Genomic DNA, 25407 nt, shown 5'->3' on the forward strand with positions numbered 1-25407 from the left:
TAGAATTGAAACAGCGACTCGTATTGGTTACTTTGTGATACCAGACAAGAGTTACGGTTAATTCAATTCTTACGGAAACGCCATAGCGCAATTGCACCGAAAACAGCAGCAAAAGCCAGTTGCACACCGACTGCCGGCAAAGCGGCCTCCAAACCCAGACCGCGCCAGGTCATGGCATCCAGGCCATCCACGGCCCAGCGTGTAGGCACGATCAACGTCAGGCTCTGCAACCATTGTGGAAACATGAAAGAAGGCATCCAGGCACCGCTGAGCATGACCATGATCAAGGTCGCGAATACGGAAATACCACGCGCTGCTTCAGGTGTTTTCCCGAAGGCGGCAATCAGCAAACCAAAGCTGGCAGTCATCAGTGAAAAAGAAATCACGACACCTATGAATCCGGGCAAGCTTCCCGCTATATGCACATTAAATACAAAAACAGCGGCCAGGAAAATAAAACACATGAGACCGCAGGCAATCAAGGCACATGACAGCGCCCGGGCAATCAACACAGTATTCAAGCCAACAGGTGCTGCCAATAATCGATTCCACAATCCCAGCCGCCTGGCCAGGAGTATGCCTATACCAGCGTCAATCGCCATGAAGAGAATAAATTGCACACTCATACCAGCAAATGAATGCGCATAGCCATTGTATTTATTGGTGACGGGATCACCCGCTGTCATGGCCTGATCTTTAGTGACGAAGGGCATGCTCAATCCTGTGTTTGCCGCAGAAGCAGACGAACTTGCTGCACTTGCATCTTTATCCGACTGCTGGCTAAGCTGAAATTTTTTCACACTACCGAGCAAGTCGAGCAACTCCCCTTTATTTTTATTGGCATCCCCCATCTTTTCCAGGTCTCGCAAAGATTGGTCAATAAAGGTCGTTCCGGTCTTGCCACCAAACATTTCAGCACTGACACTTTGCATGACTTGTTGCGTCAACATGCCCTTGACCATGGCCAGCACAGCTGTTTGTGAAGGATCGTAGAAAATGTCCAGCTCTGGCTTTTCCCTGCCACCAAACAGTGCGCCACCAGCACGCTCACCAAATTTCTCAGGTATCAGCACAGCCACACTCAACTTCCCCTTCAATACCAGGGTCCTGGCTTCCTCCAATGGCAATTCCTTGACTGATAAAGTGGGCTCGTCTTTTAAACCCTTGAGTATTTTTTGACTGATGACATGGTCATCCTGGCTGACCACTGCAATTTCTATCTTGGCTGCATCTTTCGTCTCCCTGCCGCCAGTGACAAATCCAAAGAACGCGCCCAGCAAGATGGGCATCACCAGATTAAGCAATAAGGCACGGCGATCAGCCAGAAAAAGAATCAGGTCTTTTCTAATCAGTGCGATCAAGGCAGTCATTATTATTCCTCAGTATTTCACGTGCTTGCAGGATAGGGTTTCCAGGAATAGGATCAATCGCGCAGACTGCGCCCGGTCAGAGTCAAAAATACAGCCTCCAGATTAGTCTTCGCAGTCGCAAAATGATTGGTCTTGTAACCGGCTTTTGCCAGCCAACCCAACAAACCAAACGCTACCTCATGCTCTGTCAATGTCACATCCAGATGCTTGCCCTGGTCTGACATGTGCACGCTATCCACACCTGGCAAAACACTCAGGGCAGCGACATCTACCTCAGTGATTGGTGCATCCAAATCCAGTTGCAATGCTGCCTTTGCAGGCAGGCGACGGTATAAATCTGCCGGCGTTTCATTGGCGATGACTTTGCCATGGTCAATAATGACAATGTGATCAGCCAGACGCTCAACCTCTTCCATATAATGACTGGTATAGATCAGTGTACGGCCTTGTGCCTTGAGTACATCCAGACTGTCAAAAATCGCATTGCGACTTTGTGGATCAACACCAACAGTAGGTTCATCCAAGATCAATAATTCAGGATCGTGTAAAAGTGCGGCGGCGATATTCAGGCGACGCTTCATACCACCTGAAAAAGTAGAAGGCTTGTCACTTGCCCTGTCAGTCAGGTTAACCAGCTCAAGTACCGCATCGCAGCGCTGTTGCAATTTGCTGCCAGAGAGTCCGTACAAGGCACCAAACAACTTCAGATTTTCTCTTGCAGGCAATTCGTCATACAGCGCCAGATCTTGCGGCACCAATCCAATTTTGAATTTGACAGCATTATTGCCTGCGCCCATGGGCTGGCCGTCCAGCAATACCTTACCCTGTTCCGGCTGCAATAATCCGCAGATTATACTGACCGTGGTTGACTTACCTGCCCCATTTGGGCCCAGCAACCCCAGGGTTTGCCCACGCTCAATAGAAAATGACACATTATCAACTACCTTGCGTGCGCCATAAGATTTGGTCAAATTCTGTACATCCAGCAGCATGCTAGCCATGGGATTTGCCTTATTGGAGAGCAATTGAGAACAATTTGAAGAACCAGTGTCAGCAATGGTAATTCATACAATGCTTTTTCAGCAAACAAGAATCTTGGCTATGCGCGAGATTGCAACAGATATGGCCACAGATGATACCAAATGCACAAAAAAAGCCTGCACACTTTAAGCGTACAGGCCTTTTGCACTCAACCAACTGGCTCTATAGCCAGCTCTTATTCATTCATCAGTCAGCGCGATCTGCCAGATTCAGGTTCAGTTGCGAACGCAGCAAGTCTTCAGTATCCGGACGTGGGCTATTGCGCGCTGTTTCCAGCTTGTCGAGATAGCCTGATGTGACGTCGCCTGTAATGTAAAAACCATCAAAGCAGGAAGCTTCTATGTTTTTCAACATGGGATTAACATCGGAAATTGAACGCTTCATCGCCGCCACATCCTGGTACACCAGGGCATCGGCAGTGATTTCGCGGCACACTTCTTCTTCGCTACGGCCATAGGCGATCAATTCACTACGGGTAGGCATATCGATACCATACACGTTAGGGAATTGCACTGGTGGCGCAGCAGAAGCAAAAATCACGCGCCTGGCACCAGATTCACGTGCCATTTGCACGATTTCACGACTGGTAGTGCCGCGGACGATGGAGTCATCGACCAGCAAGACACTCTTGCCCTTGAATTCAGAACCGATGGCATTCAGCTTTTGACGTACTGATTTGCGGCGCACTGCCTGGCCTGGCATCATGAAAGTACGGCCTATGTAACGGTTCTTGATAAAGCCTTCGCGATAATCCAGATTCAGTTTCTGCGCCAGCTCCATCGCCGATGGACGGGAAGAATCAGGGATAGGCATGACGACATCAATTTCACCATCGCGGAATTGATTGCGCACTTTCTCGGCCAGATATTCACCCATTTTCAGGCGAGTCAAGTAGACCGAAGCGCCATCGATGATGGAATCAGGACGGGCCAGATACACATATTCAAATGCGCAAGGATTCAGGCTAGGATTATCTGCACATTGTTGGGTATGCAGTTTGCCGTCCATGTCGACGAACAAGGCTTCGCCCGGCTCTACGTCACGCAGGAACTTGAAACCCAGGCCTTCAAGCGCAACTGATTCGCTGGCGATCATGTATTCAGCGCCGTTTTCGGTTTGTGAAACACCGACACACAAAGGACGGATACCAAACGGGTCACGGAAAGCCAGCAAGCCATAACCAGAGATTTGTGCAACGACGGCATACGAACCACGCACCCGTCTGTGCAGCATGGCGACGGCACGGAACAGACCTTCAGGATCAAGTGAATAGCCGCTGGTGACTTCCTGTATCTGATGCGCGAGGATATTGAGCAAGACTTCAGAGTCAGAATCAGTATTCAAATGACGACGGTCATTCTTGAACAACTCTATTTTCAACTCAACTGCATTGGTCAGGTTACCGTTATGTGCCAGCACGATACCAAATGGTGCATTCACATAAAACGGTTGCGCTTCTTCTTCACTGGTTGAACCGGCAGTTGGATAACGTACCTGGCCGATACCAACATTCCCAGGCAGGGAACGCATATTGCGGGTACGGAATACGTCGCGCACCAGGCCATTCGCTTTATGCATGGCGAACTTATTACCATGATTTGTCGCGATACCAGCTGCGTCCTGACCGCGGTGCTGCAACAACAGCAGCGCGTCATAAATCAATTGATTGACAGGATTATTTGAGAATACGCCTACGATGCCACACATGGTGGACTCCTAAAAAAAACAATTAAAACTTTACATGCTCCGAAACCGAGACTGGCAACAACGGGATCACCGTGCGCGCTGCAGTTTCTGCAAGGGGGCTAAGCCACGCATGGGTCCAGAATGGCTGTTGCGGTATGGAAGTCATACCGCACACCAGCACGGCAGCCAGCACCAGTATGCAACCACGCGCCAGACCAAACAGACCACCCAAACCACGATCTGCCAATGTCAGGCCACTAGCCTTGATCATGGCATCAACCGCCATCATGATCAGCGCCATCAACAGGCGCACACCGATAAACAGGGCGATAAAGGCAACGATCAGGCGCAGCATCTGGCCAGGCACCATGGATGGCAACCAGGTCGCCAATACATCACTATAGGCATTGGCAACCACAAATGCGACCACCCAGCTGACGAGTGACAAAATTTCTTTAATTAAACCGCGCAAGGTGCTGATCACGATGGAACAGATCAGGATCAGCAGCACGAGATAATCAAACAATGTCACGCCAGATATTCCTTACTCATTTAGTTAGGTGGCAGGCTGGCACTCAGGCCCAGCTTGCTTAATTTGGCGCGCATTTTATCTGCCTCTTCTTTGGAAGCAAAGGGGCCTACCCTGATTCTTGTCACTTCACCATTCGTGGTGATGATCTTTTGTGTATATGAACGTATATTCGCGGCATTCAGCTTGGCCTGCACTTCATCCACTTTGGATTGCGTGGAAAACGCACCAGCCTGCACCGTGTAAGATGATTTTTCTGTCGGTTTGTCTGCAGTTTCAGGTTTGCTGACGACAGGTTTGGCGACTGGCGGCGCTTTGCCTTCCAATATGGCCAGCGCGCGCGCTGCCTCATCGTCTGCGTTGCCGGGTTTGGCGACGACGGGTTTTACTTCACTTTTAGCAGGTTTGGCTTCAGCTTTAGCCTCATTTTTTGCCGTCGCGACATCCTTCTCCACAGGTTTGGCGGGAGTTTGCGCTGGTTTAACCTCAACTTTTGGTTCAGGCTTGGTTTCTGTTTTTACTACAGGTTTAGTTTCTGTTTTTACTTCAGGCTTGATTGGCTTGACCGTTGCTGGTGCAGTCTGGGCTAGCGTAGTACCTCCCGCAGTAGCCATCGGCTTGACCTGCCTGTCAGCACCATCAGTTGCTGCCACTTTGTTTTTTGGCGCAGCTGGTACTTCTATTATTTCTTCAGGTGGCTCATCCGGCGCCTGTTTTTTTGATTTTGGTGCAACGGCATCGGCATTGATGTCCGGTGCTTTGTCCTTGGACGGAATACGGATGTTGATATCGTCCGCCAAAGGTTTAGGGTCAGAATCAAGAATCATAGGCAGACCGATGATGGCAGCCAGCGCCAGCGCAACTGCACCTATCAGACGACGTCTGGCGCGTTTTTTTTCTGGCAATATGGGATCGTCGACCTTGGAGCGCCTTCTGGGCTCGGCCTTTTTGGTCCTGGAACGAGTTTCGATACTCTCTTCTTCGGCGCGGGAACGGAATTCACCGCTATCCTGAGTATCGGAAGTTTCTTGCTTCTGTGTAAAACGCGAGAGCAAACCCATGTGCAAATTTCTGGTTAGTTAGCTAACTGGTCTATCATCACGACCATTACGATCGTCAACAAACCAGTTCGCAAAAAACATCAATGGAGTGCCGAACGACGGGCGCGCATCACACCTGCCACCGTCAGAAAGGATCCAAAGACCACTATTCTATCATTTTCGCCCGCCTTGCTGATGGCAGCCGCATACGCCTGCTCTGGCGTATCAAAACTGGTGACGGTTTTCTCCGTATCTGCCAGCACGCCAGCGGCGACCAATTTGTCTTTCAAGACCTCAACTGGGGCCGCTCGCGGCAAAGGCAAGGCCGAGACGCACCAGTGGTCCACTTTATCTTTCAATTGTGCAATGACGCCATCAATATCCTTGTCCAGCATGGAACCAAATACCGCATAGGTATAGGCATGAAAACCCATATTATCGAGATTTTGCGCCAGGGTAGCGGCTGCGTGCGGATTATGTGCCACATCCAGCACCACGGTAGGGCGACCTGGCATGACCTGGAAACGGCCGGGCAGATCCACCATCACCAGGCCGGTACGCACTTCTTGCGCGCCCACCGGCAGTTCAAGTTTCAAGGCTTCCAGCGCGGCCAGTACAGCAGACGCATTCAGGAGCTGGTTGGCTCCTCGCAGACTGGGGTAACCAAGAGAATTGCGGCGCTGGCTGCGGCCAGCAAAATTCCATTGCTGTTTATCACCGTTATAATTGAAATCACGGCCAAACAGCCACAAATCAGCACCTATGGCTTGCGCGTGATCAATCAAGGATTGAGGTGGCAAAGGATCACCACAGATAGCTGCCTTACCCGGACGGAAGATGCCGGCTTTTTCAAAGCCTATCTTTTCGCGGGTATCGCCCAGGTAATCTACGTGATCGATATCAATGCTGGTAACAATGGAGACATCGGCATCAATAACATTCACGGCATCCAGGCGGCCACCGAGGCCAACTTCGAGGATAACCACATCAAGCTTGGCATCAGCCAGCAATTTGCAGATTGCCAGGGTAGTAAATTCAAAATAGGTCAGCGAAATATCGCCACGCGCCTCTTCAACGGCATTGAAGCTAGAAATGAAAACATCATCCTTCACCATCTCGCCATTAATGCGGGCGCGCTCATTGAAGTCGAGGAAATGTGGCTTGCTATACAGGCCAACACGGTAACCGGCTTGCATTAACACTGCTTCCAGCATGGCACAGGTAGAACCCTTGCCATTCGTGCCCGCCACCATGATGACGGGGCAATCATAGTGAATGGACAGTTTGTTTTTGACCGCAGCAACACGGTCCAGACCCATATCAATTTCTTTGGAATGGCGGGTTTCAAGTACGGCCAGCCAGTCAGCCAGGGTGGCAGGTAAATTTGTCATAAGATAAAAAAAGCCCGAACAAAATGCTTCGGGCTTATTGGATATTCACTATAAATCAGGAGGAGACAGCTTCAGCAGGCTGGTTTTGCAACAAGGCCAGCAAACGCGCAATCTCTTCGCGCATCTTGCGACGGTCAACAATCATGTCAATTGCGCCTTTTTGCAGCAGGAATTCAGAACGCTGGAAGCCTTCTGGCAATTTTTCACGCACAGTATTTTCAATAACGCGCGGACCAGCAAAGCCGATCAAAGCCTTGGGCTCGGCAATCACCACATCACCCAGGAAGGCGAAAGAAGCAGATACACCACCCATGGTTGGGTCAGTCAGCACCGAAATGAAAGGCAGTTTCTTTTCAGATAATTTAGTCAGCATGGACGTGGTTTTTGCCATCTGCATCAGGGACAACAAGCCCTCTTGCATACGTGCGCCACCGGTAGCAGTAAAGCAAATGAAAGGTACTTTTTGCTCCAGCGCAGCTTGCGCGCCACGCACGAACCGTTCGCCAACAACAGAACCCATGGAACCGCCCATGAACTCGAATTCAAAACAAGCAGCAACGACAGGCACCGCCATGATGGAACCACCCATGACAATCAGGGCGTCGGTTTCACCGGTAGTTTCCAATGCATCTTTCAGACGATCGGGGTATTTTTTGCTGTCTTTGAATTTCAGTGTATCGATAGGCAAGACTTCCTGGCCGATTTCATAACGGCCACCTGCATCGAGCAAGGCATCCAGGCGTTCACGTGCACCTATGCGCAAATGATGGCTGCATTTGGGGCAAACATGGATATTGGCTTCCAGATCAGAACGGTAAAGCACCGCTTCGCAAGAGGGACACTTGACCCACAAACCTTCAGGAATCGACTTACGATTTGCAGATTCCGAGCGTTGTATGCGCGGTGGTAACAGTTTTTCTAACCAACTCATGTTTTCTCCTTATGGCCGCCAGGCTGTTTTTTAACAACCTGGCATCAGGTTCATTCTGGTAAAAGAACCAGTCAGGCGCGTATTTTACTCGTCCAAAGCCTGTCTGACACCAGAAATAAAGCTTTTCACTGCAGCAACAGCGTTTTCACGCGGGGTATTTTCCAGTTCCTGGATGATGCGCGAGCCTATTACCACTGCATCCGACACTGTGGAAATGGCTCTTGCCGTCGCCCCGTCACGTATGCCAAAGCCCACACCTACCGGGATTTTGACATGCTTCCTGATACGCGGGATCATGGCGGCAACCGCGTCCAGATCCAACGCACCAGAACCGGTAACACCTTTCAGTGACACATAATAGACATAACCACTGGCAATTTTACCAACTTGCGCAATACGCTCGTCAGTAGATGTCGGTGCCAGCAGGAATATGGTATCCATACCCTGTTGCTGCATTTTACTTGCAAATTCTTCACATTCTTCCGGCGGATAATCCACTACCAGCACACCATCCACCCCAACTTCCGCAGCCTTGGTAATGAAAGCATCCTGTCCCATGCGCTCTATGGGATTGGCATACCCCATGAGCACAACTGGTGTCTTTTGATTACTTTGCCGGAATTCGCGGACGAATTGTAATACATCCCGCAAGCCAACTCCAAATTGCAGGGCTCTTTCAGAAGCGCGTTGAATGACGGGGCCATCTGCCATGGGGTCAGAAAATGGTACGCCCAGCTCGATAATATCGGCTCCACCTTCGACCAGGGCATGCATCAAAGGCACAGTTAATTCAGGCGCAGGATCACCTGCGGTGATGAAAGGGATCAAACCTTTTTTATTACTGGCCGCCAAAGCAACCATAGTATTTTGAATTCTTGACATCTTGTCGGTCCTCATTTGATGCGCTATCAACAATGTGATGGCATCAATCTAAATTCTTGATAGGAAAAACATACAGGCAGCATCTCTCTATGGATGTGCCTGTATGTCATTGCGCAATGGCGAATCAGAACTTCAGCCCTGCCCGCTCTGCCACAGTATGCATATCCTTGTCGCCACGGCCAGACAGATTTGCCAGAACGATTCTGTCCTTAGGCAAAGTCGCTGCCAGCTTGGCTGCATAGGCAAGAGCGTGACTGGATTCCAGCGCAGGAATAATGCCTTCAATGCGACAGCAATCATGAAAAGCCTTAAGCGCCTCATCATCGGTAATCGTCACGTACTGCGCACGGCCGCTTTCCTTCAACCATGCGTGCTCAGGGCCTACGCCCGGGTAATCCAAACCCGCTGAGACAGAATGGGTTTCTATGACCTGGCCATTCTCATCCTGCAACAAATAAGTACGGTTACCATGCAGTACGCCAGGTGAGCCTGCTGTTAGCGAAGCAGAATGCTTGCCGCTGTCCAGACCCTCGCCTGCAGCCTCAACACCGATGAGCCTTACTTGCTGATGATCTATGTAAGGATAAAAAATACCCATGGCATTCGAGCCACCGCCTACGCAAGCCACGACATGGTCTGGCTGACGTCCGGTTTGCTCAGGCATCTGCCATAAGCACTCCTCACCGATGACAGACTGGAAGTCCCTGACCATCATGGGGTAAGGATGTGGGCCAGCCACCGTGCCTATGATGTAAAAAGTATTGTCCACATTTGCCACCCAGTCACGCATGGCTTCATTGAGTGCATCTTTCAGGGTCTTGGAGCCAGACTCGACCGGCACTACGGTAGCTCCCAGCAACTTCATGCGATACACATTTTGCGCCTGGCGCTTGACGTCTTCCGACCCCATATACACCACGCATTCCAGACCAAAACGGGCACAGATAGTGGCAGTAGCCACACCATGCTGACCGGCACCGGTCTCAGCGATAACGCGCGGCTTGCCCATGCGCTTGGCCAGCAAAGCCTGGCCGATCACATTATTGATCTTGTGGGCACCGGTATGATTCAAGTCTTCACGCTTGAAATAGATTTGCGCCCCACCCATCAAATCAGACCAGCGTTTGGCGTGATACACAGGCGATGGGCGACCGACAAAGTATTTTAATTCATTGCGAAACTCTTCCAGAAATTCAGCATCGTGCTGGAACTTGGCATAGGCTTCTTTAAGTTCAGTCAAAGCATGAGTCAGTGTTTCCGACACAAAAGTGCCACCGAACTGGCCAAAATGCCCGCGTGAATCGGGTAAGTGATATTGGGCTGACTGGTAAATTGCCTGACCGGCGATAGACTGACGCTCAAACTGAGCATCCAAAGACTGGAGTTCTTTCATTTTCTTTCCTTCAAACTGGCTTGAAAGCGAGGCACCGGGGAGACACCCCAGATACCATCACTATTCCTGATTGTCTGCCAGACGCACTGCTGCGATAAACGCGCACACGCTGGCCTCATCCTTGATACCCTTTGCCGCTTCGACACCACTGCTGATGTCGACCGCAAACGGGCGAACCTGACTAACTGCGCCAGTCGCGTTCTGTACGCTCAAGCCACCACTTAAAACGACCCGAGGCGCGAGCTCTTTTGGAATGAGAGACCAATCAAAAACCTTTCCACTACCGCCGTACCCATCAACATGGGTATCTAGCAATAAACCACTGAATAAAGGACTAGCCTTACGATAAGACTGCTCACATTCTAGCAAATCCTCGGGCTTTGTGTCAGGTTTGACGCGATAAGCACGAATAAAAGGACGATTGACGCTAGCCGCCAGACTGGCGCATTGCTCAGGGGTTTCATCGCCGTGGAATTGCAGCAATTGCACGGGAGCTAGTTTTATGACTTTCTGCAAGCTTGTTTCATCGATATTGACGAACAAACCTACCGACATCACGAAGGGAGGAATTCCTCGCAACAAAGTACCGGCTACCTCAGGCATAACATAGCGCGGACTGGGCGGATAAAACACAAAACCCAGGGCATCAGCACCTGCCGCGACAACGGATCGCACATCTTCTGTTCGGGTTAAGCCGCAAATTTTGATTCTGGTTCTGTGTTGCATGGATGCCACCGGTTTTTAGTTTGCTTTATTTTACCTGCTTAATCCATTTACTCCTCATGCCTTGAGCATTTCCGCGTATCTCTTATGCGATAATTAATTTACCACTTCAGCCATACACATCATGAATTCACCCGCGACACAACCGCTCATTACCCGCCTGTTCGGATTGGATATCTGCAATATGCGTTTTGCAGAGGCCAATCAGCATTTGCTGGAAGTTGCCAGCAACCGTGATCATGCCAGCCGTGTGGTGGTGACGCCAAATGTCGATCATATGACCAAACTCGAGTATGAGCCTGAGTTCAAGAGCATGTATGCCACTTCAGATTATATTTTTGCCGATGGCATGCCTATCATCTGGGCCAGCAAGATGTGCGCCCTGCCCTTGCCAGAACGAGTAACTGGTGCCGACCTGTTTGTGTCGCTGTGCCAAGGCTGCATAGAAAAAGATTTATCGATTTTTGTCCTGGGTGGCATGCCGGGACAAGAGAGTCTTTTGCTGGAGCCCTTCGCCAAGACTTATCCTGGGTTGAAGGTCGATATTTTTTGCCCATCCATGCAGTTCACTGCAGATGGTGCAGAAAGTGACATGGCAATACAGCGCATACAGGCTGCAAAACCAAACATCCTTTTCATTTGCCTGGGCATGCCCAAGCAGGAAAGACTGGCATTTCGTTATCGAGCACAATTCACCACTGACAATGTGCCACTGATATTGTGCGTAGGTGCGGCGATGGAGTTTGCATTGGGCCAGAAGAAACGTGCGCCTTTATGGATGCAAAAGATAGGCATGGAATGGTTCTGGCGCCTGGCCAGTGAACCGCGCCGTCTGTGGCAACGCTACACGACGCAAGCCTGGCGCTTTATCGGGCTATTGCTGCGTGAGAGAAAAGTCCAAAAGCAAATGCGCTGAAACATCAGATCAGAGCAAACCAAGAACGCAACACACCATGCAATAAAAAAACCGCACAGATAACAATCTGCGCGGTTTTTTCTTGGGAGATTACTTTAAATACTTACGCTACTTTTTTTGCATCGAAAAATTGTTCATCTTCAGTGGAGCCATGCAGCGCTGTTGTAGAAGACTTGCCTTGCTGGATAGTTTGTGTCACTGCATCAAAGTAACCAGTACCAACTTCACGTTGATGTTTAACTGCTGTAAAGCCTTTTTCTGCTGCTGCGAATTCAGCTTCCTGCAATTCAACGAAGGCAGACATCTGGCGACGTGCGTAGCCATGTGCCAGATTGAACATACCGTAGTTCAACGCATGGAAACCTGCCAGTGTGATGAACTGGAATTTGTAGCCCATTGCGCCCAGTTCTTTCTGGAATTTGGCGATCGTTGCATCGTCCAGGTTTTTCTTCCAGTTGAAAGAGGGGGAACAGTTATAGGACAGCAATTTGCCTGGGAACTTGGCATGGATAGCGTCAGCAAATGCCTTGGCGAATTCCAGGTCAGGTTTGCCGGTTTCACACCAGATCAAGTCAGCATATTCTGCATAAGCCAGGCCACGGGAAATCGCTTGTTCCAGACCTGGTTTGGTTTTGTAGAAACCTTCGACTGTGCGCTCACCTGTGCAGAAAGGTTGGTCGTTAGGATCAACGTCAGATGTCAGCAAATCAGCTGCTTCAGCATCGGTACGGGCCAAAATCACAGTAGACGTACCCATGATGTCGGCAGCCAGACGTGCTGCGTTCAGTTTTTCAATCGCTTCACGGGTAGGAACAAGAACCTTGCCGCCCATGTGGCCGCACTTTTTGACAGAAGCCAGTTGATCTTCAAAGTGGACGCCAGATGCGCCCGCTTCGATCATCGCTTTCATCAATTCAAAAGCATTCAATACACCACCGAAACCGGCTTCAGCATCAGCCACGATAGGGGCGAAGAAGTCGATGTCGTCTTTACCTTCAGACCATTGGATCTGGTCAGCGCGTGTCAGCGTGTTGTTGATGCGCTTGACAACCAGTGGCACAGAATTAGCTGGGTACAGGGATTGATCAGGATACATTTCACCGGCAACGTTGGCGTCGCCAGCAACTTGCCAGCCAGACAGGTAGATGGCTTTCAAGCCAGCTTTGACCTGTTGCATGGCCTGGTTACCAGTCAAAGCGCCCAGGGCATTGATGAAAGGCTCGTTATTGACCAGATCCCACAATTTGATCGCGCCGTTTTTGGCGATAGTATGTTCAACCTTGATGGAACCGCGCAGGCGAACCACGTCTTCTGCCGTGTAATTACGCTTGATACCGTTCCAGCGTGGATTGGTATCCCAGTCTTTTTGCAAATCAGCTACTTGTTGTGCGCGAGTTGTCATGTTTCTCTCCTGTGGGCAAATCAAATGAAAAAGTGAATCCGTTGAGAGAAATAATAGAGTATTTTTTGCGCAGCAACAATGTCTTATATAAGACATATGACAAATATTTAATCGTTTAAAATCAAATACTTAAATTTACTTTTTTGCGATGTGAAATTATATTTCTTAGAATGAGAAAAATAATTTGTGCAGTGAGATAGTTATTTTTCACAATGTGAAAAATTCATTTCACATTATAAAATTCGGCGATTCAACTTTTTACTTAAAGAAAATTAAGTTTCAAATTCCCGCAAGAAACTGCAATCTTTTTAATCAGAACACTTTTATTTCAGCGCGATAAATTCGGCACACTCGGTTTTGAGTGCTGATTCCCGCTTACCTACTCCAGTACAATCTCATACCAGGGTGATGGAAAATCAAAATCCAGCTCAAAACCATCTGTTTTTTTGATGATCGCAGTATTTGGCAAAGCCTTCATGCGCACACCATTTCCATCCAGAGGAAATATCGTGATCTTTTTGCTTTTGCTGGCATGGAATAGTTTGACTGGTATCCGCTCCAACCAGACAGGTGCGGCACCATCAAGTGAACCTGAGGGTTTCCTGGCTGTTGCCAAATCAGGCTCCAGCGTCCACCAGGCAGATTGCCCCTCATAATTGATCAATTGCTTGGGGCGCTCAGGTTGTACACCTGGCTGCGTTGTCGCAGTGGCCCCACTCAAGACCAGCAGCAGGTGGCGGCTGTCCTTCAAGGGCAAGGCATCACGGCTAGTCAGCATGACGACGCCATATTGCCGCCCTTTTTCTGAAAATGCGGGCAGGTATTTGTCAACATCCATCATGGATGAAACTTGCGCTTTGCGCCCTGCAAACAAACGCGTATAACTTGTATCAGCCGTCAACCATGGACCAGACTCGTTATAACGCAATTGCCCACCAGGTGCAGCCCAATGCATATCATCTTCATGCCACAGTCTGGCAGTACGCTGTGCTGACCCTGCTGACTTGGATTGCGTGCCATATAACATAGCCACACGCGTATAAAAAGCATGTTTATAATCTATGCCGTACTGCGCCTGCAAATACGCTGGCAAACCGCCGCCACTGACACCATCACGCAAGGCACCCAGCATAGTGCGCTCGTCCGGTGCCAGGTTTATATTCATCTGGGTTGGCAATGGCTGCACCTGGTATTGCCTGAACAAGGCCGCCGCCAAGCCATTCACCGCCAATTGACCGCTATGTCCGCTTAGTCCAAAGCTGTCAGGAACAGAAAGCCAGCGATCACCGTCTATATATTGAAACAGAAACAGTCCATCCCAATCCTGGGCACTGGCAATTGCACTCATGACAGGCAAAATTTCTGCAGACTGGCGATTTGGAAAAGCCTGATTAAATTCACTGACCACAAAGGGCTTGCGTGCATCACGCACATAGGCACGCTGCAACAACGATTGCCAGCCCTCACGCAAGACTGAGCTATTGCGGATGCGCCAGTCATTTCTGTCCCATTCCTTACGAGGGAAATCATAGTGATCAACATAGAAATGCTCATCAACATAATCCATCTGCTGTTGCGCATCGGCCAAGGCAACTCCACCGAAATACATTTGGGTACCAGTCACAGGCAACAAATCCCCTGCTTCCTGTCGAATAGTTTTGCGTATGAGATTTAAATATTGCTGATCAAGATCAGATAAAAACCGCACATAATCCAATACCCTGCGGCCATTGCCTTTTTGATGGGGACGATATTGCTGTTGCAAGGAGACTGGCGTCTCCCAACCCAATTTATTGATGGCCCGCCGTGAAAAGCGCTGCACGCCGGCGACCCAGCCTTCACCATATTCCAATATGGCAGCTTCAGACGACTTGACATTGATAACACCTTTGCGCGTCAACGAGCAACTATCCCATAGCTTGCAGACATTATCCGCATGTCCATGCTGGCGCAGCACCCACTTTTGCCAATGCTGTTGCAAAGCTCTCTCATATTCGCCAGTCAAACCATCCAGCTGGCCACGCTGCCAGGCACCCAACAGGGAAGATTCATTATTGATTTCCACCATGGCCAAAGCAGGCTCGTCCTTGAGATCCAGCCTGCGCAATAACTGCTGCACATATTCTGCCTGCAGACTGATCATGCGCGGCTCGAATAGATGCAAGGGATGGCTGGCAAAAGGCATTTGCTCGCCAGTCATCAGGGGCGTGACCTGATCAACGGCGGGGCGAAATTGATAAGCCACATGCAAATTCAGATTGATATACAAGCCCTCGGCCTTGAGCGCGTCAATAAAAACACGCAAACGCCGCAATGCTGCCTCATTGAAGCTGGGATATGCCGCTGTGGTCAAAATACCACGCGGTTGATCCTGGCTATCGCTGAGGATACTGTCCAGATGGTGCAGGCGCACTGCATTGAAACCCAGCTTGCGCAAACGACGGGCTATTTTTTGCGCATCTTTTTCTTCAGGAAAATTTGCAGCACTGGACAAGCTGATACCAAAGAAGCGCACGCGTGCATCGTCTTTTGTAGCTGCCCTGCCATCTGGCCCTACCCGGTAAAAATGTCCCTGCTTGACGAATATCCGGTCAGCGGCTTCCAAAGCGTGATTCATGCCGCCAAAATCCACCACCGGCGACAAGGCGTCTTCATTGATTTCAAAGCGATACCAGGCAATATCACCGGCTGTTGCGAAAGACGGGAAGAGGCAGACAAGACTCAGCAGCGTCAATCTGAAGGCAAAAAATACTGGCAATCGAAAATACTTCATAGTTTGGGTCGCAACAGACAAGGTAGCCATTAGAATATCGCACAAACACATGACATTAGTATTGAGAAATGCAAAATTTGTCCGTACTGCCCGGCAATACCAGCCTGAACCTGCTGGAAACCAGAATCGTCAAACTGATGATCATTCTGTTCGTGGTTTTTTCCTTGTTACCTTATGGCATATCCTGGGACTATACCGGCTCTTCCGCCCTGACCATGGAAGGATCGCTGACCACTAAACTCCAATGGGGCAGCCTGTTTCTATTAGCATCATTCATCCTTTATCGCCATTTGCCTGAAGCCTTGCAGGATATACGGGCCATGAACCCTTTCCTGGCGATCGTGCTGATCTGGTGCCTGGCATCAAGTGCCTGGTCACCCTTGCCTGCAACCACCTTTAAACGTGCCATACAGCTCTACGGTCTGGTCATGATAGGTTTCAGCATACAACTGGCTGATCGCCCACTGAAAATGATGGTGAATTATGTCCTGTACACATTGACGGGCATGCTGATACTGTCTTTTTTTATGGCAGTCGCAGTCCCCAGCATAGGCATAGACTACGATCTGGGCGGCGCATGGCGTGGTGCCTTGTCACAAAAAAATGAACTGGGCCAGGTTGCCGCCCTCAGCATCTTATTATGGCAGATCAAGGTTTGCACTGAAACCGTGGGCATCAGGAGTCTGGTGCCAGGCATACTGTTTTCTTTCTTCATGCTGGTCATGAGCAAAAGCTCTACAAGCATGATCATCACCTTGCTGACCTCAGGTGTTTTTCATATGCTGCGCAAGCGACATATTTCTTCTTCTTACTCGTTGACACGCGCCAGCATGGTAGTGATTTGCCTGCTCACCATCGCCATCTATATTTTCTTTATGCAAGAGTCTCGCCTGCCTACCTGGCAAGAAGCTGCATCACCTATTGCTGGTTTGTTTGGCAAAGGTACAGACCTGACTGGCCGCACCGATGTCTGGCAACTGGTTGAAATGGAAATTAACAAACATTATCTGTTTGGCCTGGGTTATGGCGCATTCTGGCTGGGGCCAGACAGCCTCTCTCAATTTGTGATTGATGCCCTGCACTGGATACCTTTGCAGTCCCACAATGGCTATCTGGATATCTTGAATGAGCAAGGTCTGGTTGGATTGATTTTGGTGATCCTGACCTTGTTGATGCAAGCAAAAATGCTGGTCACCCTGTCGCATCAGGACAGGCAGCAAGCCGCCTTCTGGTCCGCCATGCTGGTTGTGGTCATCATTACCAATTTCACTGAAAGCAGCCTGTTTCGCGGTTTTGTATTCCAGAACGTATTCTTTATCTTCAGCCTCATCGCTGTCAGCTCTTCCAGTCGGCGATTTAAACTGGCACAGAAAGCGTCAATCCATTAATTTGCGCCCAAGATTCTGAAAAGTCTGCTCTATGTAACGATATGACAAATGGGACAGCACCAAAGACAACAAAGTGATGAGCATTATTCTCGGCAGTGTTGTCAATTCTGGCAAAAAATGGGCGACGCTATGCGTCACCAGCCAGTGATATAGATACAGGGAGTAACTGATGCGTCCCAGATAAACAACTGGCGACCATTTCAGAAAACTGCTTATCCCATTTTTCCCATAGACCAGGGCTGGGAACATGCAAAACAAGGCGACGCCCTGCATGGAATAGCGCAAAGATTCACGAAATTCTTCGCTACGTATTGCCAAGGTCAGTAAAAGCAAAAATACACCAAGAAAGAAAATCCGCCCACGTGACAATTGCTGCGCAAAGTCTGAATAGCGTGCGAATACCAGCGACAGGGCAACTCCATACAATATTGAATCAGCACGGGTATCGGTTGCGGTATAAATCCTGTAATGCGGTAAATTATCCAGGCCTATGTCAAGCACGAGATAGATGCGCCAGGTCAGCATCGCGAGAAGAATTGCTACAATCAGGCTCAAAAAACGCTTAGGCACGCTGACGAAGCCCATGAAAAGAAAAGGGAAAATAAAATAGAAATGCTCTTCCACCGCCAATGACCAGGTAATCGCCAGCGGTTGCTTGATCAACTCACCGCTAAAGCTTGAATAAATCCCGTAGTAATTCGCAAAATAAAAAAAGACTGAGGCGACCTCTTCCCACTCCCAGTGATCTCCCACCACACACATCAATATCAGCGACGTCAATACAAAAACCAGCAAGGCTGGTGTCAGCCTGAATATCCTGCGCAGATAAAAATTTCTTATGCTCATGCTGCCGCTGGCATCCCACTCTGCCAGCATCAGCTTGGTAATGATAAAGCCACTGATAAAAAAGAAAATAGTCACGCCCAGACCACCAGGGAAGAGATGACCAAATCCTATGTGCGATAAAAAAACCAGCGCAATGGATACAGCACGTAAGCCGTCCAGAGCCTGCAAGCGATGAGATTGATGAACCGTCATGAACTATTTCTTTGCTGGCTGGCTGCCATATGCGTGGCTGGCACTACCCCAAAAATAACTGAGCTTGCCCAATTGTGACGCAGCCACTCTTAGCCAGGTGAAACTGCGCAAGAACTTGAAGGGCAATAGCAGCAACGCGAATATCAGTGCCAGGAAAAATTGCACGCAAGCACGGGCACTGAGTATCAATGCAGGGCCGATCTTCTTGTTGCCCTCTTTCATCGCCAGTTCGGTACGTATGAATAATTGCCCGGTGCGGTAAGACCTTTGCAGCAACCATTTTGCGGTTGCTCTGTCCGCCGGAATAAATTCATCTGCCGGCGCCTCATCACACCAGACCATGACAGCACCCAGCCTATCCAGGCGGCGAAACAGCATGGTATCTTCGCCACCAGTAGTACCAAAAGCGGGATCAAACGGGCCTATGCCGTCTTTTTGTGAGGAAGCTATATCCTGCAGTATTGAGCGACGGATCAGGACATTGCCACTGCGGGCGTCCTTATGATCAATTTTTGTGCCGGTAGGCATGCGGCGGCGATCGAAATAGCCCCCCTCACGTATCCATGCTGGCGTACTCTCAGAGTATTCAGGTAATACTGGGGCAAACACGACATCGGCTTGCTCAGCCTTTTGTACTTTCAATAGCTGTTCCAGCCAGTCAGGCACCGGTACTTCATCATCATCGATCATGACTATCCAGTTCCCGCTGGCAGCAGCTATCGCTGCATTCCTGGCCAATGAGATATTCGAATTCGCCAGGTTCAGCGACTTGAGTCTACCCTCGAAACTGGCAGCCATCTCGCCTAGCACTTTTGCTGCAGACTGATTGTTGTCATTATCCACAACGACAAGCTCTATCGCCACATCTCGCAAGGTCTGCGTCAAAATGGCTTGCAACAAGCGCCGCAATAACTCTGGTCTTTTATAGGTGCAGATACAAATACTCAACTCAGCCATGAGAACTCAGTTTTTTCGCCGGAACAATCTGGACAACAAGCGCATACCCCAGGTAAATGGTGCAAACCGGTTCGCACCGGCAGGTTCATACTGATTGAAAATCGTGCCCAATACTTCGACACCGGCAGCCTGCATATCGGCTTTGGCCTGACGCAATTCATCGACATAGGTATGATCTTTTCTTGCTACCAGCAAGACACTACCCGTTTGGTGGGCAACCATTTGTGCGTCAGATGCCAGAGTGGCCGTATGCGTATCCACGACAAAAGCATCAAACTGGTCGGAGCAAGATTCCAGCAATTCACGCATGCGCGGGGCGCGTAAAATCTCCAGCGGATTTGGAGGTTGTGGCCCTGAGGGTAAAAAATGCAAATTCGGCATGAGTTGTATCAAGACACCGGCTGCAGTAATACGTCCGGCTAGTACTGAAGACAAACCATCCGGCTTACCTAAAGAGAAATATTCATGCAGATTGCCACTGCGCAGATCTGCATCTATGAGCAAAGTGCGCTTGCCGACTTGGGACAAAGCGATCGCCAGGCTGGCGGCCATATAGGATTTACCGTCACGACGTGCAGGGCTGACCAGGGTGATCCTGATTTTATCCTGCCCACTGAACTTCAAGAGCAACTCACTGCGCAGGCGGCGAATTTCTTCAGCCTCTTTACTGAAGGGGAAATAGAAAAATTTCAGAGACTTGTCGGCGCGGCCGTTCATCAAGTCCTTGGTTGAATAGCCGAATTGCTCGCCCAAAGCCTGATCAAGCTGTATCTGAGTCAAATAACCAAGCGCCAGGGCTGCATCACCAAACCTGAGTTTTTTTTCTTTTTGCAGTTGAGCGATCTGATCAATCTGCTCAGGCGTGAGCAAACCTTTTTGCAGGAATAACTCGCCGAGTCGCCCTATTTTTGAGGCTGGCTGGTTCATGGATTCAGCTTGCATGCAAACCACCTTGTCCATTGCCAGTCAGTTTTTCATCAAATCCAATTTTTGCCATCACAGGTTCATCAAATTCACGCTCCAGGTCTTCCAGGCAACGCACGCGACGGTTCATCAATTCCAACAAGAAAGCCAGGCCAAATCCAAATACCAGGCCGGCCAGCAAACCAAACACCAGATTATTGCGCAGCAAAGGCTTGGCATGCTTCTCAGGCAATTCAGCCCATTGCATGACTGAGGCATTGGAGATTGCCACATTACTAGTCATCAGCAATTCATCAAATTTCTGGATTGCCGCATTGTAGATTTTTTGTACGCTGTCGAGCTGACGCTGGTAAGAACTGATAACGTCCCTGTGCTTTTTGTTTTCAAAAGTCTTTTTCTGGTAACTGGCAATTTCTGTTTCTATCGCTTTTTCTTGTTGAGTCAGGCGTGCCTCTGCCGCGCCCAGCATATCAAATGCTGTGGCAGATTCACGTTTCAATTTGTCCAGCAATGCCTGACGCTCATCGTTGATCGCCATATATTTTGGGTGACGCGGCCCCAGGGTGATTTTTGCATTTGCCAACTGAACGTCAAGTGATATCAAGGCTGCTTTCAACCCTGAAATATGACCTATACCTGCAATTTCAGGAATATCTGATTCAGGACTGCCCCCTCTGACCAATTTCTCAAGAGACTGGCGCTTGGCTTGTGCCTCCACTCTTTGCAGTTGTATGTCGATCAAACGCACACTTAAGGCATTCATTTGCTTGGATTCGAGGTCAGCTCTTTCATCGACATCGACGATCTGGTACTCCTGTTGATAAGCGGTCAGTTTTTTCTGCAACTCATCAATCTGCCTGCTCATGGATTCGAGTTGGGCATTGTATTGATCGCGCCGCGCCCTGGCTGGTGCATTCATCATCTCCAGCGACAGGTCTATATAGGCTTTGACTATGGCATTGGCAACATCCTTGGCATGCCTGGGGTCACTTGATGAATACTGGATTTCTATGACGCGGCTATTCTTATGTGGTGAAACATCGGTATTCCTGACGATGGTTTCGGCCAGAGCCCGCAAGCCGCGTTGCTCGCCATATCTCTGCACAAAGCGCTTGGCCTCAGGCGTAGTTTGCAAACCCAAAGCCTGAATAACACGCTCAGCCACTTGCACGCTCTTGATGACATCAAATTGCGTTTGCAGATAACTCTCATCCTGCATGGGATGAAATTGCCTGCCACCGATAGGGTCGTTGACGCGGTAATCGATGAAAATATCAGCTACTGCAACATAGGTTTTTGGCAACATCAAGCTGGCCACCGCAGCACCAACAACCGCAACTATCATGACGAAAGCGATCAACAACTGGCGCGCCCGTATCATCGCGCCTATTTGTGCAAAGGATAGTACCAATTCACTGGGGGAGGTTTTTATCATAGACGTCAGAATATTCTTTCTTTGATATACACCACATCACCCGGCAACACCTTGTCAGTGATGCCAGACGAAATTTCGCGCAATTCACCACTTTCCGTTTTACGATGGATGATGATACGCCGCACCGAGCCCCTGTCAGTAACACCACCACCTATGGACAATACCCGCATGACATTCAAATCATCTTCCATGGGATATTCACCGGGGCGACGCACTTCACCATAGACATAAAAATTCTTTTGCAAGGGGACGAATAAAACATCATTCGGTTGAATTTTTTGTGCCAGCTCGGGTGCGAGTTTTGTAGCGTCCAGTTCAAGCTTTACAGACGCATATTCTTGCAGCTCAGAAGCAGACTTACCTGGCTCACGGCGCAATATGCGCAAGCTCTTTTCTGCTTTTTGCGAAACGCCACCGGCCAGGCTTAAGGCTTCCAGAATACTGATTTGCCCCGTCAGGGGATAACGCCCTGGCCGCAATACCTCACCCAGCACAGAAAAAGTCCGGCTTAGCTGTTGCATGACTTTAATGGAAACCCTGGGATTTTTGATGTACTGCCCTTGTTCCAGTTTTTTTGCAAAGATGGCGGCAATTTCTGTGGCAGTCTTACCCTTGACTTCGACAGTACCAACCAAAGGCAAGGTAATGACACCACTTTCACCTATGGTGACATCGGCAGTCAGGTCGGGCTGCCCAAACACAGTAATCAGTAATTGATCGCCCTCGCCTATTACGTCAGCAGCAGCCTCGCCTGGCAGTTCATCCACAGTATTTTTTGCGGGTGCCGGTGCTTTGTCTGCTTGAGGCAATTGCAAAAGCTGGCTTTCCAGTTTCATGCCATTTGCCGGGCCAGTCTTGATTTCTTGCGCTTGCAGTTGTCCAATAAAAGCAAAGACCAGCACTGCAGTCAGCAGTTTACGGGCAGTTATTTCAGAATAAGCAGAAAATTTGGACCAAATTGTCATCTGACTTGGGACATTTCATAGAAAGAACTTCATTTTATATTGCAATAGTAAGAATAGATGCAAATTTTTGTCAGGACAACAAAACCCTGTAGCAATAAGGTAGCAGCGCTAATAGCATTGCTATTTAATTACAAAAATTAACCTTTATTGAATTGTGGGCAACTCAAAGCTCAGTTAACATGCAAATAAAAGTAAGAAAGACTAATTATGCAAAGCCCGAGTACACTGCCATCAGCAAGTCCTGCCAGAGTGGTCCCGCTGGTCATTATTGCGCCGGTACGTGATGAAGCCGATCTGATCAGGCTGACACTGGACTCGATGGTAGCGCAAACAGTCAAACCGGTAGAGTGGATCATCGTCGATGACGGCTCACAAGATGGTACCGCTGATATCGTCCGCGAATATGCCGCCGAACACCCATTTATCCGGCTGGTGCAGCGCCCCGACCGTGGTTTTCGCAAGGTCGGTGGCGGTGTGGTCGCCGCTTTTAAATTTGGCATCACCCAAATTGAGCATCAGGACTATGAATATATCGCCAAGCTGGATGGCGATATGTCATTTGGACCGCGCTATCTTGAATGCATGTTTGAACAATTTGCCCTTGAACCCAAACTGGCCGCAGTGTCAGGAAAGGTCTTTCGTGAAGAAGAAGGTCAAAGGATAGAAGAAATCATCATTGATGAGCATGTCGCTGGTCAGTTCAAGCTCTACCGTCGAACGGCATTTGAAGAAATCGGCGGCTTTGTGGAAGAAGTCCTGTGGGATGGTATTGATGTGCATACTGCCCGCATGAAAGGCTGGACGACCAAAAGCTTTTTGCATCCTGACGCCATACTCATGCATCACCGCCTGATGGGCTCGTCTGACAAGAACGTGTATCGGGGTCGTCTGCGCTGGGGGCGCGGCATCTGGTTCATGGGCTACCACCCCTTGTATGCGCTGGCCTCAGGGATTTTCCGCATGCGTGAAAAACCTTTTATCATTGGCGGTTTGCTCATTATTGCAGGTTACCTTGGTGCTGCAATAAAGCGTGCGCCCAGATATGAAAACCCTGAATTCCGGGAACACCTGCATCGCTGGCAGCTTGGGAAGATCAAAAAACTATTGTCAGGGCAAAAAAACTAAACATTCGTGCACAGTAATTTGTGCGAAAAGAATTTCTAGCGCATCAATCCCAGAAATATAAGCGAAAAACCCCACAATCATGCTCAATGCTTCACCCGCCTCCAACACTTCACAATCAGCGCAAATTCTGGCTGCATTCACAGGCGTTGCATTTGGCATAACGACCTACCTGACACTGCTGGGCATCATCCTGTATTCCAATCACGCGGATACTGAGATTTTTGGCGTACGCATGTTGATTGCCGGCCTCTCCAGCATCATCGTTTTCTCCAGCCAACAGCTACTGGGAACACTGCAGGAAAAGCACGTACTGGCCGCCTTCCCCAGCATTACTGCACGCTGGTTTGTAGTGTTCATGGTTGTACTATTGAGTGCTTACGTCGACAAGTCTGCCGAACGACTGTCACGGGCAGTCATGCTGATCTGGTTGTTCACCACACCATTCACGCTTTTGCTGACTGCGCTGATCATGCGCAAGCTGGCTGTATATTATTACTCCAACCCTACAAGAAGACGCAAGGCAGTGCTGATCTGGTCAAATTCGGCTTGCTCGGACCTGGTAGAGTCGCTGCGCAATACACCACTGGCTGCGATTGACTTCGTCGGCTTTTTCGATAACAGGAATGAGTCGCGCCCGCCCAGCAATCTGGAAAGACTGGGCGACTTGAGCGACGCCGCCGCCTGGATTGTTGATGCCGAGACAGGCCACGTCAACGTCGATGTGGTCTTCATAGGCTTGAATACCAGGGAACCGCCAGAACTGGCAGAAATTATTGCAATTCTGGAAGACAGCACTGCATCCACTTACTTTGTACCCGAATCACTGATTTTTGGTATGCCGGGCATACAATTGCGTGAATTGGCTGGCCGCCCGGTGCTGGCATCGACAGAAACGCCATTCATAGGCCTGGCGGCCCTGCCCAAGCGCATGCTGGATTTATTTGGCTCTTTCTTTGGCCTGATTTTTTTGTCTCCAATTTTGTTGCTGTTAGCGATAGGCGTCAAACTGAGTTCACCCGGAGCAGTGTTTTTTAAACAGGTCAGGTACGGGATAGCTGGCCGCCCCATCAACGTCTACAAATTCCGCAGCATGCGCCAAAGCAATCCAAATGAACGGGTAGTACAGGCCACTGTTGGCGATCCACGTGTCACCAAATTTGGCCGTTTCCTGCGCCGCTCTTCTCTGGATGAATTGCCTCAGTTATTCAATGTGCTCAAGGGTGAGATGAGCCTGGTTGGCCCCCGTCCCCATGCGGTTGAACATAATGAGTTGTACCGCAAGCTGGTGAGTGGCTACATGTTCCGTCACAAGATCAAACCTGGCATCACTGGCTGGGCGCAAGTCAATGGTTTGCGTGGTGAAACCGAGACTCTGGAAAAAATGGAAGAACGTATTGAATATGATCTTTACTACATCCAGCATTGGTCCATCTGGCTGGACATTGTTATTATCTGGCGTACCATCAAGGTCGTACTTGGTGATAAAAACGCTTATTGA

Annotated in this window: 21 protein-coding genes; 4 read left to right on the forward strand and 17 right to left on the reverse strand. The window is 49.4% G+C overall.

The genetic code is table 11. From position 1 onward, the window contains the following. Positions 1-62 precede the first annotated feature (62 nt). The 10 genes from AC07OI_RS04935 to AC07OI_RS04980 form a co-directional block, all read right to left on the reverse strand. Complete coding sequence (locus tag AC07OI_RS04935; RefSeq protein ID WP_492702880.1) at positions 63-1370, reverse strand: ABC transporter permease; 1308 nt, start codon at positions 1368-1370, stop codon at positions 63-65. Between the two features lie 53 nt (positions 1371-1423). After that, positions 1424-2371, reverse strand: coding sequence for an ABC transporter ATP-binding protein (locus tag AC07OI_RS04940; protein WP_495256466.1), 948 nt, complete (start codon positions 2369-2371; stop codon positions 1424-1426). 226 nt (positions 2372-2597) lie between these two features. Then, complete coding sequence (gene purF / locus AC07OI_RS04945) at positions 2598-4118, reverse strand: amidophosphoribosyltransferase (protein ID WP_492702878.1); 1521 nt, start codon at positions 4116-4118, stop codon at positions 2598-2600. A 22-nt stretch (positions 4119-4140) separates the two neighbouring features. Next, positions 4141-4629: a CvpA family protein gene (locus tag AC07OI_RS04950; RefSeq protein WP_492702877.1), complete on the reverse strand. Its 489-nt coding sequence runs from the start codon at positions 4627-4629 to the stop codon at positions 4141-4143. Positions 4630-4649: 20 nt separating this feature from the next. Then, the gene (locus AC07OI_RS04955) at positions 4650-5687 is read right to left on the reverse strand and encodes an SPOR domain-containing protein (protein ID WP_495256467.1); all 1038 of its coding nucleotides are present in this window, start codon (positions 5685-5687) and stop codon (positions 4650-4652) included. An 80-nt stretch (positions 5688-5767) separates the two neighbouring features. After that, the gene (folC, locus tag AC07OI_RS04960; RefSeq protein WP_492702875.1) at positions 5768-7057 is read right to left on the reverse strand and encodes a bifunctional tetrahydrofolate synthase/dihydrofolate synthase; all 1290 of its coding nucleotides are present in this window, start codon (positions 7055-7057) and stop codon (positions 5768-5770) included. A gap of 55 nt (positions 7058-7112) precedes the next feature. Further along, on the reverse strand, positions 7113-7988 hold the full coding sequence (gene accD, locus AC07OI_RS04965; protein WP_492702874.1) for an acetyl-CoA carboxylase, carboxyltransferase subunit beta: 876 nt from the start codon (positions 7986-7988) through the stop codon (positions 7113-7115). An 84-nt stretch (positions 7989-8072) separates the two neighbouring features. Beyond that, positions 8073-8870, reverse strand: a complete 798-nt coding sequence (trpA, locus tag AC07OI_RS04970; RefSeq protein WP_495256468.1) for a tryptophan synthase subunit alpha — start codon at positions 8868-8870, stop codon at positions 8073-8075. A 124-nt stretch (positions 8871-8994) separates the two neighbouring features. Continuing rightward, positions 8995-10263: a tryptophan synthase subunit beta gene (gene trpB, locus AC07OI_RS04975; protein WP_492702872.1), complete on the reverse strand. Its 1269-nt coding sequence runs from the start codon at positions 10261-10263 to the stop codon at positions 8995-8997. 60 nt (positions 10264-10323) lie between these two features. Further along, positions 10324-10989, reverse strand: a complete 666-nt coding sequence (locus AC07OI_RS04980; protein ID WP_495256469.1) for a phosphoribosylanthranilate isomerase — start codon at positions 10987-10989, stop codon at positions 10324-10326. Positions 10990-11110: 121 nt separating this feature from the next. Between AC07OI_RS04980 and AC07OI_RS04985 the strand changes: the two genes are divergently transcribed. Then, a complete protein-coding gene (locus AC07OI_RS04985; RefSeq protein WP_495256470.1) occupies positions 11111-11902 on the forward strand; it encodes a WecB/TagA/CpsF family glycosyltransferase in 792 nt (263 codons plus the stop codon). A 103-nt stretch (positions 11903-12005) separates the two neighbouring features. On the opposite strand, the gene aceA is transcribed toward AC07OI_RS04985, so the two are convergent. Together aceA and AC07OI_RS04995 are read right to left on the reverse strand one after the other, a co-directional pair. Next, positions 12006-13304, reverse strand: a complete 1299-nt coding sequence (gene aceA / locus AC07OI_RS04990; RefSeq protein ID WP_495256471.1) for an isocitrate lyase — start codon at positions 13302-13304, stop codon at positions 12006-12008. A gap of 379 nt (positions 13305-13683) precedes the next feature. Then, entirely contained in the window at positions 13684-16077 is a 2394-nt protein-coding gene (locus AC07OI_RS04995) for an alpha-amylase family protein (RefSeq protein WP_495256473.1), read from the reverse strand. A 68-nt stretch (positions 16078-16145) separates the two neighbouring features. Between AC07OI_RS04995 and AC07OI_RS05000 the strand changes: the two genes are divergently transcribed. Next, on the forward strand, positions 16146-17465 hold the full coding sequence (locus AC07OI_RS05000) for an O-antigen ligase family protein (protein WP_495256474.1): 1320 nt from the start codon (positions 16146-16148) through the stop codon (positions 17463-17465). Here the strand turns inward: AC07OI_RS05000 and AC07OI_RS05005 are convergent. The 5 genes from AC07OI_RS05005 to AC07OI_RS05025 are packed head-to-tail and all read right to left on the reverse strand — an operon-like array spanning position 17454 to position 22784. Next, positions 17454-18503, reverse strand: a complete 1050-nt coding sequence (locus tag AC07OI_RS05005; protein WP_492702867.1) for an acyltransferase family protein — start codon at positions 18501-18503, stop codon at positions 17454-17456. The genes AC07OI_RS05000 and AC07OI_RS05005 overlap by 12 nt on opposite strands. A 3-nt stretch (positions 18504-18506) precedes the next feature. Next, positions 18507-19460, reverse strand: a complete 954-nt coding sequence (locus tag AC07OI_RS05010) for a glycosyltransferase family 2 protein (RefSeq protein ID WP_492702866.1) — start codon at positions 19458-19460, stop codon at positions 18507-18509. A 6-nt stretch (positions 19461-19466) separates the two neighbouring features. Then, positions 19467-20402, reverse strand: coding sequence for a CpsD/CapB family tyrosine-protein kinase (locus tag AC07OI_RS05015; protein WP_495256475.1), 936 nt, complete (start codon positions 20400-20402; stop codon positions 19467-19469). Then, a complete protein-coding gene (locus AC07OI_RS05020; RefSeq protein ID WP_492702864.1) occupies positions 20392-21819 on the reverse strand; it encodes a Wzz/FepE/Etk N-terminal domain-containing protein in 1428 nt (475 codons plus the stop codon). The genes AC07OI_RS05015 and AC07OI_RS05020 overlap by 11 nt, the downstream gene beginning before the upstream one ends. A 5-nt stretch (positions 21820-21824) precedes the next feature. Then, positions 21825-22784 carry a polysaccharide biosynthesis/export family protein gene (locus AC07OI_RS05025; RefSeq protein WP_495256476.1) on the reverse strand — a complete coding sequence of 320 codons (960 nt, stop codon included), beginning with the start codon at positions 22782-22784 and terminating at the stop codon, positions 21825-21827. 207 nt (positions 22785-22991) lie between these two features. On the opposite strand from AC07OI_RS05025, the gene AC07OI_RS05030 reads away from it, so the two are divergent. Beyond that, positions 22992-23909 (forward strand): glycosyltransferase family 2 protein, encoded by a 918-nt coding sequence (locus AC07OI_RS05030; protein ID WP_495256477.1) that lies wholly within the window; start codon positions 22992-22994, stop codon positions 23907-23909. Positions 23910-23988: 79 nt separating this feature from the next. Continuing rightward, entirely contained in the window at positions 23989-25407 is a 1419-nt protein-coding gene (locus AC07OI_RS05035) for an undecaprenyl-phosphate glucose phosphotransferase (RefSeq protein WP_492702861.1), read from the forward strand.

It is taken from the genome of Undibacterium sp. GW821-FHT07F11 (assembly GCF_059418665.1).